The sequence below is a fragment of the Psychrobacillus sp. FSL K6-4615 genome, assembly GCF_038008225.1.
In the GTDB taxonomy this organism is placed as follows: Bacteria; Bacillota; Bacilli; order Bacillales_A; family Planococcaceae; genus Psychrobacillus; species Psychrobacillus psychrotolerans.
Map to the genome: position 1 here is coordinate 278188 of NZ_JBBOYQ010000001.1, position 18815 is coordinate 297002.

Here is an 18815-nt window from a genome sequence, read left to right on the forward strand (position 1 = left end):
ATAGCTCATGAAGGTAGTACATCGAGGAATTCTGTTTTAGTACTGTGTTTGTGAAAATATAGATAAATAGGCGAGATGACATTCTACATGGCAAGGATAGTTAAGATATGGAATGGCTTACAAACTAAACGAGATTGACAAAGTTCATGGTGATAAACAATGGGTAATGAAGCTAAAGTCGATGAAGAAGCGTTAGAATTGGATGGAATTGGCTTTCAAGAGGTGTTGAAGTATCTCTCTCACCGTGGAATGGATTATGTTGTCAGATGGAACACAAGCCGTTAATGGCATTCAGAGGTTGAGTGTTAGTTCATCTAGAAAAAAGTATGGTGTAGACATTCGGAATATTAAACAACAATACATTATCAAACATTATCCCAAAAGACACTAGCGACTAATTATCAATGGTTTAATTGGGTTATTAGACCAATTAAACGATTAAAAATCAGCAAGAACTGGTTCGAGAAGGTATATAGAAATGGTGTACTTTGGTTTCTAAGTGAGATGTAGTCCGAATAATTTACCAAATAATACACATCCTAACCCTGTGTTTAGGAGGTGAAATTATGACTAATCAAGAAAATAATCAAGATCAAAGAAATAACAAAAGTGTCGCAAAGAGCATCAAAAACACAGCAGGATCTGCATTTGAAACAGCGCATAATGCTTTAGAGGCTACAGAAAATGTTGCAATGAACACTGTTGATGCAACTAAAAATGCTGCAAAGAATTTAACAGGTAATAAAAATAATCGTTAGACTAAAAAGTTGTGCAATCTTCTTACTTGAACAATGTTAGATAAAAAACGCCCATTGGGCGTTTTTTGTTATTCATTCATTCATTTTACATGGAGCGGCATGGAGAAAAATACATAAAGTTTATATGATGATCCAGTAACGTGCAGGGAAAATACAATTCGTAGAAGAGATGTTAGAGATTTTATATGCTCTACATTAACTGTATAAGGAAAGTTTTCATTCCCTTAAAATTATTCTTCTCTTGAATTGCTTTCTTATGCTGTTTATTTACATGGAAATTGTCGATTTCCCGGGAAATATTACGAATTACGCCTAAAACTTTTCTTACTTAATGAAAAAAGTATTTTTACAGTAAAAACTTCATTGAAGATACTCTTTTACATTCTTATTATTCTTCCACTAAATAATGATAAATATCGTATTGTACTGGTTGTTCAAGAATCATGTTCATAGTAGCTACATTGTAGATTTTACCTTGGTCTATTAGTGTATCGTTTTCTGCGCTATTTGAATCTACAGTAACTTCACCAAGGTAATAGAAATCTTTTCCCTCACCATTATGTTTTTTTACAAACAAATGAACAGTTATATCTGCTGCAGAAGAGTTTACAATAGGAGCAATATCTTTAGCTGTAACTTTTCTGTTTTTTGTTGAACACCATTTGAAAATGTCTGTTGATAAGAACTCATCCATATATTTTACTTCTAAATTATCTTCGTCAGTCTTATGATAGTTTACAAAGATAGGACAGGTGTTCATTTTCACTCTTCCACCGTTTAAGGTACCTTCTTCATTACTACTCCAATTTAAAAGTCTACATACGTCTTTTCTTGAATACTTCTCATATATTGTTAAAGGCGTCTGTTTATTATATTTTTTATTTTTTTCAAAACTACATATAATTATATCCTGTAATAATTTCCTGAACTCCTCGTTTTCTAAACTTTTCTGTAGCTTACTATTTAGCTTATATTTTCCGTTATCTAAAATTACAATTGGTTCTGACCCATAATTTTTCTGAGCAGTTGTAACGAAAAATTTTAAAGATAATAAATTTTCTACAGAATAAATGGTTTCTTTATTACTATAAGTTCCATAATCACTTAGTAGTTTTATATAATCGGTTTGAGCTAATTCACTATTGTAAATTAGATTTTGTACTAGTAATACTTCGTGAATTCTTTTGCCGTTTATAAGCTCTTGAGAAAACATGGTTATTATCGCTTGTTCATAATCATTTATATTTGCAACAGGTTCATTCATACTTACTAAAAAGTCAAAGTAGTTTTTCTTTTTTACAAAGATTACTTCAGGATCAATCGAATTATTTTTAATGAAATCAATCAGGAGAGGTATTCTTCCCAATCGAATTTTTAACTCTTTGTACGGAGTAGTGAGAAACTCCATATTGTACAATTTTAACTTTTTATTATCGATTGCATCAAAAATGCGTTTCTTAGCAATCTCTTCAAAGTTTATTGTTGAAACACCTTGGATATAGTCAGTATTAACCGTTCTACGGCGGACATTATCCTTATTCATGGATTGGTCACCTGAAAGAGCAATAGGGATTAAATAGTTATTTTTATAGTTGCCGATGAAATCAATAATAGTTACATACTCTTTTTCATTATGCTTGCGTAGTCCACGTCCCAGTTGTTGAATAAAAATTATACTTGACTGTGTTTGGCGTAGCATGATGATTTGGTTTAAAAACGGAATATCAATACCCTCATTAAAGATATCTACGGTTAAAATATAATCTAGTTGGTATTGTTCTAATTTACGAATTGCATCTTCTCTTTCAGGTTGTGAATTATCACCTGTAAGGGCAATAGTTTTTAAGCCTTGGGCATTTAACACTTCTGAAAGGGCATGTGATTCTTGCTTAGAGCTACAGAAAATTAATCCTCGTACCCGCTTTCCTGAATAGCCATAGTAGTTAACTTTTTCGAGAATATGATGAACACGCTCTTGCGATACAAGTTGTTGCAAGGTAGATGTGTCATCAATTATTTCTCCATTCCTCTCATAATCTATCACACCAAAGTAATGAAATGGACAAAGCATTTCCTCTTCAAGAGCGGCCTGTAGCCGAATTTCATAAGCTATATTGTAATCAAAGAGCTCAAAGATGTTAAAGCTGTCCGTACGTTCAGGAGTCGCTGTCATTCCAAGTAAGAAATTAGGCTCAAAATAATTAATAATATTCAGGTAGGAATCTGCACCCGCACGATGTACTTCGTCTATTAGTATATAGTCGAATTCATCTTTTTCGAACTGCTGTAAATGCCGTTCTGAAGAGAGTGTTTGAACTGTTGCAAATAAGTATTTTGCGCTTGTATCTTTTGAATTACCTGAAAGTATTCCGAAATCATCTTCATGACCCCCTAATATTTTTCGGTAGTCTTGAAGTGCCTTCTTTAAAATTTGTTCTCTATGAACAACGAAGAGCATCTTTTTAGGGGCAAAGTGACGAACATCAAAAGCAGATAGATATGTTTTTCCTGTCCCAGTCGCTGAGATAATTAATCCTTTTTTAGCACCGGTTTCACGAAGAGTTTTTAATTGTTTCAGCGCATCATTTTGCATTTTATTTGGTTGAATAGCAAGACTATCGGCCAATTGGTTTGTGAGATATTCTGCGTTCACTTCAAATACGTTGGAGGTTGCCTGATTAACGAAGGGCTGTTGTTCATAATTCAGATTGTAGCTGTTAATCCAATCTACAGTTAGAGGGATGGCTTCATTCCATGCTTCTTCAAACTGATTTTTAAAGTGGTGGATGATTTCTCCATCTTCCAAAGAAGTTAAATAGATATTCCATTCATAGTTAGCTTTTAAAGCGCTATCCGTTAGATTTGAGCTTCCTACTATTAAAGAATAATAGTCTTTATGTTCGAATATATAACCTTTAGAGTGGAAGCCTTTCACGCCAGTCAGACGGACTTCGACATTGTCTAGTTTTAATAATTCTTTAAACATTTTAGGTTGATTGAAATTTAAAAAAGTAGATGTCATAATGCGGCCTTTGATCCCTTTTAGCTGCAAGTCTAATAGCATAGTTTTTAAAGTTGCTAAACCACCCTCAGTAATAAAAGCTACGGAAAAAGTGAAGGTTTGGCACGTTTTCATCTCTTGAAGAAGTGTGGATAAAACATTTTCATGTGCTTTATTTGATAGCAGCTTAGGCTTAAACTGTCCTGAAACGGGATTACTTTTATCAATAAAGCCTTTATGTAAGGAATTTTTCATTTTGCGAATTAGTTGATCCAACTTGACCACTTCTTTTCATTCAAATTTTCCAAATTACATACTTTCATTCGCTATTTTTTCAACTGCTGGAATATCAGCAGCAGCAAAGTTCAGTGTATGTAAATTTTCCCGAGTAACCCATCTTGTGTCGGCATGCTCCGTTGCAATTGGAGTACCATTTAATAATTTCGCTTTATAAGTTTCGAGTCTGACGATAAATTTTTCATATTCATAAGTCGTATCTTCTACTTTTTGACCAACCACAATTGTACAATTAAATTCCTCTGTAATTTCTCGTTGTAAAGCCTGCTCGGGTGTTTCTTCAGCTTCAATTTTACCACCCGGGAACTCCCAAAGATCGGGAAGTGACATAATGGGACTTCTTAACGCACAAAATATTTCGCTTTTCTCATTTTCAATAACTGCCCCAACTACATGGACTAATTTTTTCATTATGTATCACCCTAATTTCAGTTTATACCTATATCATAGCTGATTTTAAAGTAATGATCAGCAAGAAACTTTAAATGATTGGAATTTACTGATTGTTATATATCTAACTGTGGTTTCTATATGGGTATTAATAGAGGGGGAACATTTATGAAATGAATGGGGTGGTATTTAAAGCTGATTGGAGAAAATGTTAAGTAGATATAGTACGGAGAGATATACAGTGAAGGCAATGAGGAACTTATTGGATAAGCCGGGGTAGGGAGTACGTATAACAAAAAGTAGATACTCCACATAGTAGAGGTATCTACTTTTCTATGTTTCTGAGTCTCTTTGATAATCTAAATCTCTCCTAGGCTAAGATAGTTTGTAATATAAGCTTTAATAGCTCTTCTGTTGTTTCGGGTAATTGTTCGGGTAAGCTTAATGGATGTTTCATCTCTATTCCTCCTTTAATCTCGTATTCTATTATCAATATAGGCAATCTAGTTCAAATTTATGCATGATATTATAAAAAAGTTTTGAATCTCTTAAATGGAGATTTGGAAATTCATTTGACTAGAATGCCTATTTGACGTCTTGGTCAATATTCTATATTATGATTGCATACCCGTACTTGACCGGGAGAGGTTCATAGCTTATACCCTCTATAAAAAACTATGGATACATGACTATTCGCCATGTCCATATAATTTGGACGTGGCTTTTTTGTTTTTATCCTTTTGTTTGTATAGATTGGTCTGTGAAGCCTCTTTTGAAGTGTTGGGAAACATTTTTTATAGGAGGTTTTTTTATTATGTCTGGAAGAACTCATGATGAAGGTTTGAAGGATTTAACACTGTTAGGGAACCAAGGTACAAAATATTCATTTGATTATGCACCTGAGGTATTGGAGTCGGTAGATAATTTACATTCTACTCGGGATTATTTTGTGAAGTTTAACTGCCCAGAATTCACAAGTTTGTGCCCAATTACCAATCAGCCGGATTTTGCAACGATGTACATCTCGTATATACCGGATAAAAAAATTGTAGAAAGTAAATCGTTAAAATTATATTTATTTAGTTTCAGGAATCACGGGGATTTCCATGAGGACTGTGTGAACATCATCATGAACGATTTAATCGAATTGCTAGATCCAAGATATATCGAAGTATGGGGTAAATTCACTCCACGTGGAGGTATTTCTATTGATCCTTGGTGTAATTATGGAAGACCTGGAACGAAATATGTAGAAATAGCAGATTTTCGTTTGATGAACCATGATTTATATCCAGAGAAAATTGATAATCGTTAATGGAATAATCATATGTAAGGCAGAAGTGCTAAAATCCTTAAACTAGGGGCTAGGCGCTAGAGATAGACAATCTAAAAAATTCAGAAGATGACAGCATTCTTCCTTATGGTGCTGTTTTGTGATATAAGGGAGTTTAAACGGGTGAAGCAGGAAAAGGCAATTATTGTGTTTAGTGGAGGACAGGATAGCACGACCTGTCTGTTTTGGGCAAAAGAACGTTTTAAAGAGATTGAGGCAGTGACTTTTGATTATGGACAAAGGCATAGTCTTGAAATCGAATGTGCAAAGGAAATAGCTAAGGAGCTTGGTGTAAAGCATCACATTCTGGATATGTCGCTTTTAAATCAGTTGGCACCGAATGCTTTGACACGAGATGACATAAAGGTAGAGGACGGGGAAGATGGGGGATTGCCGTCGACTTTTGTACCTGGTCGAAATCTGCTCTTTTTATCTTTTGCTGGGGTCTTAGCGAGCCAGGTAGGTGCAAAGCATATCGTAACTGGCGTGTGTGAAACTGATTTTAGTGGCTATCCGGATTGTCGTGATATTTTCGTGAAGTCCCTAAACGTCACATTAAATCTTTCTATGGATACTACTTTTGTGATCGATACTCCACTCATGTGGTTGAACAAGGCGCAAACATGGGAACTTGCAGATCAGCTTGGAGCGCTCGAATTCGTTCGAGAGAAAACGTTGACTTGTTATAACGGTGTAATAGCAGAAGGCTGTGGGGAATGCCCAGCATGTAAGCTGAGAAATAAAGGATTAGAAGATTATTTAACTTCTAAATCTATTGAAGGAGTAACATTATGAGAATTTTATTTTATTTAGTATCGATTGTGATTGCTAATGTCGTAACAGCAGCTTTTGCACCTTTACAGTTCGGGATGTTTATCGTCCCTATGGGAACATTGTTCGTGGGTGCTACCTTCATTTTTAGAGATCTTGTACAAAACAAATATGGTAGAGCAAAGACGTACTTATTCATTTTCATAGCTTTAGCATTATCAGCATTAGTGTCATTTATGTTGGGAGATACATTATTAATTGTATTTGCATCGGCAATTTCATTTGTTGTTGCTGAAACAGCAGATACAGAGATATATACAAGATTGAAACTACCAATGGCTTGGCGTGTATTTTATAGTGGGATTGTTGGTGGATTCCTGGATTCAGTCATTTTTGTCATAATAGGCTTGAGTCCTCTGGGAGCAAATATTCTTCCATGGGAAGCCGTGCCAGCCGCTATTGTAGGGCAAATTATCGTGAAAACCGTTATTCAGACAATCGGAGCGCTTATTTTGAGTCGGGTTTATGTAATGAAGGAAAAACGTCTTCTTTCTGAATGATTATATAAAAATTAAAATATTATAATTTAGCCTTCCAATAGACTTGGAAGGCTATTTATGATTTTACAGATTATGTAGAGGATGACCTTTGACTTCACTAATAATACTGTTACTGGTGTAGAGATGTATGATGATTATGCACTAGTTTCTACTAACGAGGAATTTGATTTTATAAATGCGGCTGATGAATACACGTATTACAATCGGAATAAAGTATACACGGTAGTAATCAATAGTTCGGGTTATTATCAAATTACGAATATAGACATTTACAAATGATATGGTTGTAACAAGGTAATTACTTGAATACCCTAGTAATCTCCAGTAGACTAATAATTACCATAATTGACAACTGAGGAGAGAAATGCCGATGGAGATTTCTATAACAAAAGCTTTACGTGAGTTAAAAACATTGGATGCGCGTATTTTAAAAAAGATTAATGAGACAACTTTCGCAGCCTCTAAAAAACCGAAAGAGAATATTCGTGGATTTAAGACTGTTGAGGAGTTTGAAAAGGAAGCGAAAGAAAGTATACAATCCATAAAAGATTTGATGGATCGCAGAAAACAAATCAAAAAATCCATTGTAGAATCTAACGCTACAACTTTAGTAGAGGTTTCCGGAGTCAAAATGACGGTGGCTGATGCAATTGAGCGTAAAAACTTTATTGAAATTGAAAAAAATCTCCTTCGTAAGATGAATAACGATTATGCTCAGTCTCAGGAAAAAGTAGAAGTGAATAATGAACTTGCCCAAGATCGATTAGACACACAGTTAAATAATATGATTTCTAAAGATGGTAAAACAGATTTAACAGCGGTGGAAGGCTACAAAAAGTTGTTTTGGGAATCTGAGGAAACAAAACTAATTGACCCGATCCACATAAAAGAAATCACCACTAAGATGGCTTTAGATATTGAATCCTTTGAAGATGACGTAGATGTAGCGCTAAGTGAAATTAATGCTCGCACACTAATCACTATTAAACAATAAGTAAACTTAGAATTTGCTGTTATAGCGAAAAAGAAGAAAGCTTCCCCGTTTGCAGGGTCTGGGTAAATCCCTGCTCCCAACTATAGTATTCACGAAAGCTATAAAGCTTAAAGCTCAACCCTTAAAGCTAAAAGGTTAACCATCAACGCTCTTATATTCTAACGCTCAATATTTAGCGATAAAAAATCTATAAAATCTCGGATAACAGGTGCCGTAGGATTTGAAACTTCCTTTCTTCCCCTCCGAGCAGCTATGACAGCACAAAAAGAGTGGTCCTTCGAGACCACTCTTTTTGTATTAAATTGAGTTTAATCTTTCTAACTTAAAGCTCTTCCAAAATTCCTTTAACTAATCCAACGAATTTAACTCTTACTTTTCCAGCAACGTCAATTACTTCCTCATGATTTAGTGGCTGATCTAATATTCCACTTGCCATATTCGTAATGCAAGAAATACCAAGTACTTTCATACTGCTGTGAGTAGCTACAATTGCTTCTGGAACGGTAGACATACCAGCTGCGTCAGCTCCTAGAGTACGGAACATACGAATTTCTGCAGGAGTTTCATAAGTTGGTCCACTCCACCAAGCATATACACCTTCTTGCAAATGAATATTTTGATCATTTGCTACTTTAGCTGCAATACTACGTAGCTCTTTGTTATATACTTCTGATAAATCCGGGAAACGGGTGCCTAATTCGTCATTGTTTGGTCCCATTAAAGGATTGGCCCCTACTAAGTTAATGTGGTCTGTAATTAACATTAAGTCACCTGGGTTAAAGCTAGTATTTACTGCACCACATGCATTGGTAATAATTACTTTTTCTATACCAAGTGCTTTCATAACACGTACTGGGAAGGTTACTTCATCTAACGTGTAGCCTTCATAGTAGTGAAAGCGTCCTTTCATAGCAGCAACTATTTTTCCGTTTAATTCTCCGATAACTAGTTCGTTCGCATGTCCAATTGCTTCAGATTTCGCAAAATGGGGGATTTCGCTATATGGAATTTTGGTGGGGTTCTTAATTTCATCGGCAAGCGAACCTAAGCCTGAGCCAAGGATCATTCCGATTACAGGACGATGATCTGTCTTACTCCTAATATAATCTCTAGTTTCTAAAATGTTTTCCATGTTGTGCATCATAATTCCTCCTTGAAATGGTGCTTAAAAAAACAATACAAATGTAGTATACACTCTAAAAGTGGTAATGCAAAAATGGGATATGTGTACATTCAAGGTTATTGTTGGTGATTTATAGTATAATTACATTATTTACAATATATTTGTCGAATAATCTTGTTTTTAATAGAAATAAACTAAGGAAGTACTAAATATATGAAAAGTCATAAAGTAAAAGTAATTTTCTTCTTGTCTGTTGTATTATTACTCTTTTTTTCTGCTTTAAATGTGTATACCTCATATGTGAGGATGAAACATACAATCGAAGAATCAGTTGCAAACCAAAGTTTAGAGGCTGCCAAATCCATAGCTTCCTCAATAGATGTAGAAACGTATCAGAAATTTTTGGATAAGCCAGAGAAAAATGAACACTTTCGAGAAATTCAAATCTATTTAAGTGATGCTCGAGAAAAGTTGGGCTCCTTATATGTTTACACATTAGAGGTCGATAATCCTAAGGTTTCTAAAACAATGATATTAGGTCATTCTGGTGAGATTGAGAGCTTAGATGATTATCCGATTGGTTATGCATGTACGGTACCAAAAGAGCAAGTTAAAAAAGCTTATGAAGGACAAACTTATATAACCAGTGTGCTGAAGGATCCAGGTTATGGAGATTATTTATCTGTTGGTGCCCCTATTAAGAACGAAGAAGGAAAGATACTGGGGTATTTAGGTATCGATACTAGTGCAGATACCATTAACCAGATTAAAGGTGCTGCACTAGAAAGGAATATACTAGCCTTAATATTCAACGGACTCTTTGTTTTTATCGTGATTGTCTCCTTTTTGTTTATGCAAAGATGGTACAGAAGAGAGGTTGCTAAGGAAGTTGGGTATACAGAGGATACATATCAAACAGAGATGAAAACGCTAATAACCTCTGTTTCTTCGTTACAACATGATTTTTCAAATCATATTTTAGTTTTGCATGGACTCTTAAAAATAGGGCAGTCGGATAAGGCATTACAATATGCTTCCTCTCTTTTTAAGGAAGTAGAAGCAATAGAATCTATAAAAATAGATATAGCTCATCCTGGGCTTTCCATTTTGTTGCAAACGAAGAAAATTGCTGCTCAAAATAATCGTATTAAAATGGATATTGTCATTTCTCCTGTTTCCTTTGACTGTATAAAAACAACTGATTTAATTATTATTTTGTCTAATTTAATCGATAATGCGATGGATGCAACAATGGAGCTACCTGAGGGAGAACGTAGCATACTCATAGAGTGTTCATCCAATAATACTCATTATGTATTTATAGTCACTAATACAGGAACTGAAATTTGCGATAAAGAACTAATCTTTAAACAAGGGCATTCTACCAAAAAAGAAGAACAAGGAAAAATAAGGGGGCAGGGCTTGTTTATTGTGAAGGAAGTTGTAACTGGTTACAACGGAAATATTTCTATTGAATCATCATCCGATTTAAAAACAACTGCCATAGTGGAAATCCCTCTAAAGTAATTTTCCACTTCGTTGATATACCTACTATAAAAAATAGATACCCTACCCAAATAGAGGTGTCTATTTTTCTTTAAAAAAAGCAAAGTATTTGCATGTGAATAAATTTCTAGGCCGAGGGCTATCCCGAGCAAACGCAACACCTTTAAAGAGACAAACACAAAAAGGTCAGCCAAAATATGAAATTATGAAATGGATTTAGCCAATTTGATAATTCCAAACTGTAAGAGTCTGGTGCACTTCTTCCGAAATAAGATATGTATCGTCTTGTTTATACAGTATAATTTAAATAATCTGTTTGTTTTGTAAGGTGGGATTCTGTTGTTGGACTTGCTTGCTATAATGCTTGAGAGGGTTGGCATGATAGTTGCTGTTGCCTTTATTTTGACTCGTTTTCAGTTTTTTAAAAACTTAGTGTATCGTGATAAATTGAATCGCAAGCAGGAGATTGCGGCGATCTTATTTTTTGGCTTTTTTGGTATTGTGGGAACGTATTTTGGAGTTGCACTCGATACGAATTCACTGCATTTTAATAGTGTCGCAACAGTTTTGAGTTCAGAGGAAGCTATTGCAAATTCACGTGTTATCGGTGTGGTCGTTGCAGGTCTGTTAGGCGGCTACCGTGTGGGGATTGGTGCGGGACTGATTGCAGGTATTCATCGTATGACATTAGGTGGATTTACAGCTGTGTCTTGTGGTCTATCAACTATCATAGCGGGAGCTGTTGCAGGAATTTTTTATCGAAAAGAAAGGGCACTTAAACCGCTTACTGTCTTTGCTATAGGGGCATTTACTGAAGCGATGCAAATGTCTATGATTTTATTGATATCAAAACCATTTGAGCAATCACTTACATTGGTTAAGATCATTGGTATACCGATGATTTTAGCTAATGGTGTAGGAACTGCACTATTTATACTGATTGTCTATAATGTGATCAGCCAACAAGAGAAAGTATTGGCATTGCAAGCACAGAAAATGCTGCGTATTGCAAATCAAACACTAAGCTACCTACGCACCGGCATGAACACTGTCACTGCACAAGCCGTTTGTAATATTCTATTCCGTGAATTACAACCAAGTGCTGTTGCTATGACCAACCAAACGGACATTCTTGCGCATGTTGGAATTGCCAGTGATCATCATAAGGGGGGTAGTCCGATTCGGACAGATGAAACCAGAAACGTCATACAACATGGAGAGGTAGTTGTTGTCAATGATGGCACCATTCACTGCAATTATCCAGGCTGTCAATTAGGAGCAGCAGTCATTGTCCCACTTATACAGCGTGGAGAAACCATTGGCACACTGAAACTATACTATCCATCTGAAAAAGTCATAACTGAAGATAATATTGAACTAATTGTCGGATTGAGCTCCCTATTAAGTAACCAGCTAGAAATTGCTGAAACTGATCATGCTTATCAGTTGGCAAAAGAGGCTGAAATCAAAGCGTTACAGGCGCAAATCAATCCCCACTTTTTATTTAATTCTATGAATATTATTGTGTCGTTGATTCGTACAGATCCTGATCGGGCAAGGAAACTACTGACGTCATTATCCTATTTTTTGCGACAAAATGTCACAGGGACAACTGCGTCTCAAATAACACTTGAGCAAGAGCTATTGCATGTTAAAGCTTATTTGGAAATAACTGAAGCTAGATTTATAGATCGACTGACCATTTTATATGACGTGGATGAACATTTGCTAAATGAAAAGATTCCTCCTTTCACATTACAGCCCATTGTTGAAAATGCTATTCACCACGGCATTAAGGATATGGAAAATAATAGTGTGGTTAAGATGACGGTACGTGACTTTGATGCAGAAATTGAGATTATGGTGAAAGATAATGGGAAAGGAATATTACCTGAACGACTTGCTGTTCTGGGCACAATGCCGCTCGAGTCCGAATCAGGAACTGGAGTAGGATTATTCAATATTAATAGTAGACTACTAATGACGTTTGGAGACCAGGCGGGTTTAAAGATTGTAAGTAAAGAGAATGAAGGAACAGCTATTTCCTTTAGAATTCCTAAATTGGGGGGGGATGCCTGATGGGATCTATTACTATATTGGTTGTAGATGATGAACGCTATGCACGAGAGGAATTAACGTATTTACTAGGTAAGTTTCCAAGAGTTCAAGTGGTAGGGGAGGCAGAGAGTGGAGAGGCTGCAATTTTAAAGGCATTACAGATCCATCCGGATGTTGTTTTTCTAGATGTCGAGATGCCTAAAATGAATGGAATAGAAGTAGCTAAAACCTTGTCGGGGTTTAAAAAAGTGCCACTCATCATTTTTGCAACGGCTTATCCACAATTTGCGGCAGAGGCCTTTCGGATTAATGCCGTCGATTATTTATTGAAACCGTACGATGAAAGACTACTAGAGCAAACGATAGAGCGAATAGAAAAGACGTTATATCCCGCACCAACGGCTGACAGTATGGAGAAGCTTGGGAAATTGGCGATAGAAACTGGCGGTGAAATCGATTATATTCTACCGCAGAATATTTTGTATATCTATCGAGATGACAAAGTAACGAAAATTATTACGCAAACCGATGGATATGATGTGCGGACAACTTTGAAAGAGCTTGAAAGTCGTTTAGTACCATTTTCATTTTTTCGAATTCATAAGGGATATCTCGTTAATTTGAAATACGTCAGCCGCTTAACACCATGGTTTAATGGTGCGTATCAGCTAGAGTTGGAAGGATTAGAACAGAAGCTTTCTGTCAGTAGAAATTACGTTAAAGAATTACGCCAGCGTTTAGAACTGTAATAACATGTTATCTCCCACTATTTGCATGTTAAACTCTTAAACTTGCATGTTGAACCGAAATACTCCTATTTTTGAAAATTTGCCATAAACTAAATATACCTTATCGCAAGAAAAACTAAATTCAGAAATAGAAGGAAATAGGAGGGCTCAAATGATTACATTTTTTTGTGCAATTGCGCTATTAATTGTCGCGTATTTTACTTATGGGAAATTCATTGAAAAGATTTTTGATCCTACAGATGCTCGAAAAACACCTGCATATGCAAATGCAGACGGCGTTGACTTCGTACCGATGAATAAACAAAAAAATGCGCTCATCCAGCTGCTAAATATAGCAGGAACTGGTCCAATCTTTGGACCAATTATGGGTGCGTTATTCGGACCAGTCGCTTTCTTATGGATTGTTTTAGGAGCCATCTTTGCAGGGGCTGTACACGACTATTTAACGGGTATGATCTCCATTCGCAACAAAGGTGCACATATTCCAGAGTTAGCTGGAAAGTTCTTAGGTAACGTTTCGAAACATATTGTAAACGTTTTCGCATTACTGCTTCTTTTATTAGTCGGGACAGTATTTGTAACGACACCTGCCTCTTTATTAGCGTTATTAATGGATGGTAAAGTAGCGTTATGGATATTAATTTTAGTTATTTTTATTTATTATTTCTTATCTACAATTCTTCCAATTGATAAAATTATCGGGAGACTGTACCCATACTTTGGCGCAGTACTACTGATTGGTACCGTGGGGGTTGGAGTTGCTTTACTAGTCTCTGATTATACAATTCCAGAATTGTCGTTAACAAACATGCACCCAGATAATGTACCAATTTTCCCGATTCTATTCTTTACGATTACATGTGGTGCACTTTCTGGCTTTCATGCGACACAATCACCAATTATTTCGAGAACTGTCGAAAAAGAATCACAAGGTCGTTATGTATTCTATGGCATGATGATTACGGAAGCAGTCATAGCGATGATCTGGGCTGCAGCAGCAATGAGTATGCTAGACGGGCAAACATTAAGTGAATTTATCGCAACAGGGACACCTTCTGCAGTAGTTAATGAAGTATCCATGACTTTATTAGGAGCTATTGGTGGAACAATTGCGGTACTGGGTGCTGTTGTACTACCAATTACATCAGGTGACACAGCGTTCCGTGCTGCACGTTCAATCATTGCAGATTATTTGAAAATTGATCAGAAAAAAGTGGCGAAACGTTTGATGATTGCTGTTCCATTGTTTGCTATATCGGCGATGTTAACGCAAATTGATTTCAACATCTTGTGGAGATATTTCTCTTGGGCAAACCAAGCAACAGCGGCAATCGCCTTATGGATTGCGACAATGTATTTGTTCATTAAAGGAAAGAACTACATTGTGTCGCTAATCCCGGCACTGTTTATCACTTATATGGTATTTGTCTATATCTTAAACGCAAAGATTGGATTTAGGTTAGACTTGGAACTATCCTTCTATATTGGAATAGTATTAACAATTATTTTGACAATCATGTTCTTTATTAAAGCAAAAAATAATAGAGCAAACCAGATTGAAACGGATGTAGTAGTGGATAATGTGACTGAATAACAGTAAATAGGCTTGCATGAACTAAATCACGGAGAAACGAAATAGTTTCTCCGTGATTTTTTAAATACCCTCCTAAGATTGGGGGTTAGTAAGAGAAAAGCTACTCACTTCTTTAATAGAAAGAAGTGAGTAGCTTTTTGTTGTTGACTAATTCTATGAAATTACTACTAAATTAACGATCCGCCTTTTTCCATATACTTAAGAATACCTTCAGCCGCACGGTAAGATAATGCACCTACAGTACCAGTTGGGTTGTATCCAGCATTTTGCGGGAATGAAGAAGCCCCTACAACAAATAGATTTTCAACATCCCACATTTGTGAGTAGTTGTTGACTGCAGATGTCTCAGGATCTGCACCCATAATTACACCACCAGTATTATGAGTGGATTGATATTCAGCTACATTGTAAGGCCCAAGATCTCCACTAACATCCACATGATTCGCACCCATTTCTTTCAGAATTCCTTCACACTTTTCAGCCAAGTACTTCGTCAATTGACGGTCTTGTTCTTCGAAATCAAAAGTGATTCGAACTAATGGATCTCCAAATGCATCATTATAAGTAGGGTCTAAGTCTAGGAAATGTTGCTTATAAGCCATCGAAGCACCCTCACCACTTACCGTTAAGGAAGCATTTGTATATTTTAGGGAAGCATCTTTAAAATCTTTACCCCAAGATTTTGTGCCAGATGGAACTTGGTTGTTAGCGATAGGTCTTTGTCCTGTTTGACCAAGGATAATCATCCCACCGTGAATAAAATCTAAATCAGTGTGATCAAAGTTATCTCCGTTAAAATCATCAATAATCATACCTAAACCGCCGGCACCAGCAAAGTTGTTGAATTTATGATCATCGAAGAATCCAGTTGCTCTACCTTTACGAATTTGGTAGGCATAGTTTTTCCCAATAACGCCAGTACCAGTAGTTGGGTCATAAGGTCTTCCAATTCCAGAAAGTAATAGAAGACGAACGTTTGTAAATACATATCCTGATAATACGACAACATCAGCTGATTGTTCAAATTCTTCCCCAGTAGTTAAATCTGTGTAAAGAACTCCGGTAGCTTTTCCGTTTGAGTATAAAATACGACGTACTTCAGAATGTGGACGAACTTCAAAGTTCCCAGTAGCTTTTGCAACTGGCAATACAGTTACACCAGGCTCTGCTTTTGCACCATATTCACAGCCAAAACGCTCACAAAATCCACAATATTGGCAAGCTACTCGAGAAATTCCATCTGGGTTTGTATAATTTTCAGATAGATTGGCAGAAGGTTGCACATACGGATGATAACCCATTTTTTTTGTAGCCTCATCAAATAAGCGCATTGCCTCTGTTTTTTTCATCGCCGGAGTAGGGAATGGGTTAGAGCGTCTTCCACCTAGTGGATTGTCTTCGCCAGAAATACCTGCCATTTTTTCGTATTGATCATAATAAGGTTCAATCTCATCATATGTAATACCCCAGTCTTGGATAGTCATATCAGCAGGTATTTTATCTAAACCATATTTTTCAATTGTTTTACTACGCAGTTCAAAATCATATGGAAGGAAACGGAAGTTTTGACCGTTCCAGTGGGCACCAGAACCACCAACACCAACACCGAGTAAAAATGAACCATAAGATCTCATAGGAAGAGAGCGCATTTTGTCGTTATTACGAAAAGTAATTGTTTCTTTTGAAAGATCTTGCATCATTTCATGTCGAACTGCATATCTAAGCTCATCATGGGCCATAAAATAATCTTCTGTTTTTCTCTCTTTACCGCGCTCTAATCCAACAACCTTTTTACCTTGTTTTGTCAGCTCAGCCGCGATGATACCAGCGGACCAACCAACACCTATTGTGACAACATCTACTTTAGGTAATTTTGTTACCATTATTATTTCCTCCTCAATCGTCAATTTCTATATAGCTATGATTCTATTAATGTTTGTGCTGAGAATTTAACGCCATCGGTTCAATCTTCGTAAATTCTTTTTCAATAATATCCAGGAAGCTCATCTGATGTCCTGGGAAATTCTTCATCTTCCAGCCTTCCATATTTGCATTACCACCATATAGAGGATCAGCGTAAGCGCCTTCAATTGTTGCTGTTCTTAGGACACCAAAGAAATGAGCAGAGGATACACCTTTAAGCTCCACATTTCCATCAGCGAACTCGGTTAATACTGCGTCTTGTTCATCTTCCGAAAGTTCTATGAAAGATTTATCATATGTTTTTAAGCTTTGATCTTGGATTCCTTTTAAACCAATTTCAAAGATTTGTTGACGATTTTGGCGGCCTTGATAACCTTGGGTATCTTCTCCAGGGAAGAATGGTCCAGATGTATATTCTTTTGATCCCATGCCCCAAGCACCTGAAAGTTGATGGTCAATATAGTAGGCAACAAGTAATTCTTTTGCACCAGGACCGTTTTCATCTTTCGGGAAAATTCTCTCAGAAGCAGCTTCCGTTATACGATATTGTTCGGGTGTAAAGTACATTAAAGCAACATTTGGATTAGAAGGAGCAGTACTTGAGTGCACATTTGTTTCATTCGTTGTAGTCTTTCCATCCTTTACGAGAAGACTCCCTAGGGCTCCTCCTAAAACGACTCCACCAACTGTTAAACCTGAGTTTTTGATGAAAGTACGTCTCGATGAACGTTTGTCTAAAACAGGTGTATTTTTTTTCTGTTCAGTCATAATATAACCTCCTATTATAAGTAGTTGAGAATTTTAACTAGGTAAATATTTATGCAAAAAAAACTAATGGATAATGGAATGCCAGTTATAGACGATAGAAAACAGTACAGTAAATACAATTAAAGAGCTTATAAAGTACAAATGCTGTTTTCCTGTCCAACAAAGAACGATAATGGCTAGACCAAGACCCGAGCCTATTAAAGCAAACCATGGGAATGCACTATTATAGAAGAAAAGAGCTAGAGCAAAATCAGCTACTATAAATAATGCCAATAATACTTGATTCAAAATTTTTAATTCTTCCAAATTATATTGCGTCACTTTATTTCTCCTTTGACTTATACTATTTGTTTAGTAAATTTAATTTATACTAATTATTAAAGAGTAATAATACAAAACAAATCGTACTCAGTGTATCCTATTTTTATCTTGGTTTCTAGATAATATTTGCGAAAATTAAATAAAAAAATATTCAGATAATAAAAATGTTACTATGCGATATCAATATATTGTAATTAGGAGTAGGCTTTTTTCATATCCTAGCAGGAGATTGGGATACAACTATGGAATAGTTACTAAAATGTATTAGGGGGAATAGAGATGGGATTTTTAGATGGGCTAATGGGGAATGTGTCGGAGATAGAAAATAGCCAGGTTGAAAGTGAGTTAAAGGATTTACTAGCCTCTTCTGAAAAGGTAGAACATGCGTATAAACTTATCCGGGATTTAATCGTTTTTACAAACAAGCGGTTATTGCTTATTGATAAACAAGGTATGAGTGGAAAAAAGGTAGAGTATCATTCTATTCCATATAGAAGTATCGTGCATTTTTCAATTGAAACTGCTGGCACCTTTGATCTGGACGCGGAACTAAAAATTTGGTTATCCGGAAGCTCAGTTCCTATACAAAAGAAATTCAATAAAACCCTAAATATATATAAGGTACAAAGTGTATTAGCGGAATATGTAATGCGTTAAAAGGGAGATGTG

18 protein-coding genes and 1 riboswitch are annotated in these 18815 nt (G+C 36.0%); of the genes, 12 read left to right on the forward strand and 6 right to left on the reverse strand.

Annotated elements, in window-relative coordinates; genetic code table 11:
* The first annotated feature begins 159 nt into the window (after positions 1-159).
* Positions 160-285: a hypothetical protein gene (locus tag MKX53_RS01385; RefSeq protein ID WP_340767990.1), complete on the forward strand. Its 126-nt coding sequence runs from the start codon at positions 160-162 to the stop codon at positions 283-285.
* A 281-nt stretch (positions 286-566) separates the two neighbouring features.
* On the forward strand, positions 567-758 hold the full coding sequence (locus tag MKX53_RS01390; RefSeq protein WP_340908519.1) for a hypothetical protein: 192 nt from the start codon (positions 567-569) through the stop codon (positions 756-758).
* A gap of 388 nt (positions 759-1146) precedes the next feature.
* On the opposite strand, the gene MKX53_RS01395 is transcribed toward MKX53_RS01390, so the two are convergent.
* Both MKX53_RS01395 and MKX53_RS01400 read right to left on the reverse strand, forming a co-directional pair.
* Positions 1147-4035 (reverse strand): DEAD/DEAH box helicase, encoded by a 2889-nt coding sequence (locus tag MKX53_RS01395; protein WP_340908521.1) that lies wholly within the window; start codon positions 4033-4035, stop codon positions 1147-1149.
* Positions 4036-4068: 33 nt separating this feature from the next.
* A complete protein-coding gene (locus tag MKX53_RS01400) occupies positions 4069-4467 on the reverse strand; it encodes a (deoxy)nucleoside triphosphate pyrophosphohydrolase (protein WP_340908524.1) in 399 nt (132 codons plus the stop codon).
* A 617-nt stretch (positions 4468-5084) separates the two neighbouring features.
* Positions 5085-5131, forward strand: a riboswitch (PreQ1 riboswitch).
* A gap of 129 nt (positions 5132-5260) precedes the next feature.
* Here MKX53_RS01400 and queF point away from each other — a divergent pair.
* The 5 genes from queF (at position 5261) to MKX53_RS01425 (ending at position 8104) form a co-directional block, all read left to right on the forward strand.
* Positions 5261-5761, forward strand: coding sequence for a preQ(1) synthase (queF, locus tag MKX53_RS01405; protein WP_340908528.1), 501 nt, complete (start codon positions 5261-5263; stop codon positions 5759-5761).
* A 141-nt stretch (positions 5762-5902) separates the two neighbouring features.
* Entirely contained in the window at positions 5903-6574 is a 672-nt protein-coding gene (queC, locus tag MKX53_RS01410; RefSeq protein WP_340908532.1) for a 7-cyano-7-deazaguanine synthase QueC, read from the forward strand.
* The gene (locus MKX53_RS01415) at positions 6571-7110 is read left to right on the forward strand and encodes a VUT family protein (protein WP_093536322.1); all 540 of its coding nucleotides are present in this window, start codon (positions 6571-6573) and stop codon (positions 7108-7110) included. Before queC ends, MKX53_RS01415 begins: the two co-directional genes overlap by 4 nt.
* A gap of 81 nt (positions 7111-7191) precedes the next feature.
* Complete coding sequence (locus MKX53_RS01420; RefSeq protein ID WP_340908534.1) at positions 7192-7389, forward strand: TcaA NTF2-like domain-containing protein; 198 nt, start codon at positions 7192-7194, stop codon at positions 7387-7389.
* Between the two features lie 91 nt (positions 7390-7480).
* Entirely contained in the window at positions 7481-8104 is a 624-nt protein-coding gene (locus MKX53_RS01425) for a hypothetical protein (RefSeq protein ID WP_340908536.1), read from the forward strand.
* Positions 8105-8426: 322 nt separating this feature from the next.
* Here the strand turns inward: MKX53_RS01425 and MKX53_RS01430 are convergent, their stop codons facing one another.
* Positions 8427-9245 (reverse strand): purine-nucleoside phosphorylase, encoded by an 819-nt coding sequence (locus MKX53_RS01430; RefSeq protein ID WP_340913204.1) that lies wholly within the window; start codon positions 9243-9245, stop codon positions 8427-8429.
* Between the two features lie 195 nt (positions 9246-9440).
* Here MKX53_RS01430 and MKX53_RS01435 point away from each other — a divergent pair, with 195 nt between their 5' ends.
* The 4 genes from MKX53_RS01435 to MKX53_RS01450 all read left to right on the forward strand — a co-directional run bounded on the left by MKX53_RS01435 (position 9441) and on the right by MKX53_RS01450 (position 15134).
* The gene (locus MKX53_RS01435; protein WP_340908537.1) at positions 9441-10754 is read left to right on the forward strand and encodes a GHKL domain-containing protein; all 1314 of its coding nucleotides are present in this window, start codon (positions 9441-9443) and stop codon (positions 10752-10754) included.
* A 357-nt stretch (positions 10755-11111) separates the two neighbouring features.
* The gene (locus MKX53_RS01440; protein WP_340908538.1) at positions 11112-12812 is read left to right on the forward strand and encodes a sensor histidine kinase; all 1701 of its coding nucleotides are present in this window, start codon (positions 11112-11114) and stop codon (positions 12810-12812) included.
* A complete protein-coding gene (locus tag MKX53_RS01445) occupies positions 12812-13540 on the forward strand; it encodes a LytR/AlgR family response regulator transcription factor (RefSeq protein WP_340908539.1) in 729 nt (242 codons plus the stop codon). Before MKX53_RS01440 ends, MKX53_RS01445 begins: the two co-directional genes overlap by 1 nt.
* 151 nt (positions 13541-13691) lie before the next feature.
* Complete coding sequence (locus MKX53_RS01450) at positions 13692-15134, forward strand: carbon starvation CstA family protein (protein ID WP_340908541.1); 1443 nt, start codon at positions 13692-13694, stop codon at positions 15132-15134.
* A gap of 167 nt (positions 15135-15301) precedes the next feature.
* Here the strand turns inward: MKX53_RS01450 and MKX53_RS01455 are convergent, their stop codons facing one another.
* From MKX53_RS01455 to MKX53_RS01465, 3 genes are all read right to left on the reverse strand, one after another.
* Positions 15302-17017 (reverse strand): GMC family oxidoreductase, encoded by a 1716-nt coding sequence (locus MKX53_RS01455; RefSeq protein WP_093536304.1) that lies wholly within the window; start codon positions 17015-17017, stop codon positions 15302-15304.
* 46 nt (positions 17018-17063) lie between these two features.
* Positions 17064-17825, reverse strand: a complete 762-nt coding sequence (locus MKX53_RS01460) for a gluconate 2-dehydrogenase subunit 3 family protein (protein WP_340908543.1) — start codon at positions 17823-17825, stop codon at positions 17064-17066.
* 63 nt (positions 17826-17888) lie between these two features.
* Positions 17889-18146, reverse strand: coding sequence for a hypothetical protein (locus MKX53_RS01465; protein ID WP_340908545.1), 258 nt, complete (start codon positions 18144-18146; stop codon positions 17889-17891).
* A gap of 279 nt (positions 18147-18425) precedes the next feature.
* Between MKX53_RS01465 and MKX53_RS01470 the strand changes: the two genes are divergently transcribed.
* Positions 18426-18803: a PH domain-containing protein gene (locus MKX53_RS01470; RefSeq protein ID WP_093536298.1), complete on the forward strand. Its 378-nt coding sequence runs from the start codon at positions 18426-18428 to the stop codon at positions 18801-18803.
* Positions 18804-18815 lie beyond the last annotated feature (12 nt).